The 1,371-nt window shown below is 66.3% G+C and carries 1 protein-coding gene; it reads left to right on the top strand.

Translation table 11 applies throughout. The features are described from left to right. Positions 1–1,371, top strand: a 1,371-nt coding sequence (gene gcl / locus WCE05_RS25790) for a glyoxylate carboligase (protein ID WP_368816813.1), incomplete at both ends; no start/stop codon positions are given.

Below are 1,371 nucleotides of genomic sequence, written 5' to 3'. Positions count from 1 at the left end.
GCCGTTCTGGTCATGCGCCGTGAAGGTGTAGATACCGCGTTCGGCATCCCGGGGGCTGCCATCAACCCGCTTTACTCGGCCCTGAAGAAAGTCGGTGGCATCGATCACGTCCTCGCTCGTCACGTCGAAGGCGCCTCGCACATGGCCGAGGGCTACACCCGCGCCAACCCCGGCAACATCGGCGTGTGCATCGGCACCTCCGGCCCTGCCGGCACCGACATGGTCACCGGCCTGTACAGTGCCTCGGCCGACTCCATCCCGATCCTCTGCATCACCGGCCAGGCCCCGCGCGCACGCCTGCACAAGGAAGACTTCCAGGCCGTCGACATCACCAACATCGTCAAGCCGGTGACCAAGTGGGCCACCACCGTCCTGGAACCGGGCCAGGTGCCCTACGCCTTCCAGAAAGCCTTCTACGAAATGCGCACCGGCCGCCCGGGCCCCGTGCTGATCGACCTGCCGTTCGACGTGCAGATGGCCGAGATCGAATTCGACATCGACGCCTACGAACCCCTGCCGGTCCACAAGCCAGCGGCCAACCGCGTCCAGGCCGAGAAGGCCCTGGCCATGCTCAATGAAGCCGAGCGCCCGCTGATCGTCGCCGGTGGCGGCATCATCAACGCCGACGCCAGCGACAAGCTGGTCGAGTTCGCCGAACTGACCGGCGTGCCGGTCATCCCGACCCTGATGGGCTGGGGCACCATCCCTGACGACCACCCGCAGATGGTCGGCATGGTCGGCCTGCAAACCTCGCACCGCTACGGCAACGCCACCCTGCTCAAGTCCGACCTGGTGTTCGGCATCGGCAACCGCTGGGCCAACCGCCACACCGGTTCGGTCGACGTCTACACCGAAGGCCGCACCTTCATCCACGTGGACATCGAACCGACCCAGATCGGCCGCGTGTTCACCCCCGACCTGGGGATCGTCTCCGATGCCGGCGCCGCGCTGGATGCCTTCATCGAAGTGGCCCGCGAGTGGAAGGCCGCCGGCAAGCTCAAGAACCGCGGCGAGTGGCTGCAAGACTGCCAGCAGCGCAAGTCGAGCCTGCAGCGCAAGACCCACTTCGACAACGTGCCGGTCAAGCCGCAGCGCGTCTACGAAGAGATGAACCAGGTGTTCGGCAAGGACACCTGCTACGTCAGCACCATCGGCCTGTCGCAGATCGCCGGCGCGCAGTTCCTGCACGTGTACAAGCCGCGTCACTGGATCAACTGCGGCCAGGCCGGCCCGCTGGGCTGGACCATCCCCGCCGCCCTGGGCGTGGTCAAGGCCGATCCCAAGCGCAAGGTCGTCGCGCTGTCGGGTGACTACGACTTCCAGTTCATGATCGAAGAGCTGGCCGTGGGCGCGCAGTTCAACCTGCCCTAC

The sequence above is a fragment of the Pseudomonas sp. I2 genome, assembly GCF_040984075.1.
GTDB lineage: Bacteria > Pseudomonadota > Gammaproteobacteria > Pseudomonadales > Pseudomonadaceae > Aquipseudomonas > Aquipseudomonas guariconensis_B.
This window is presented reverse-complemented; position numbering and strand designations above follow the sequence as displayed.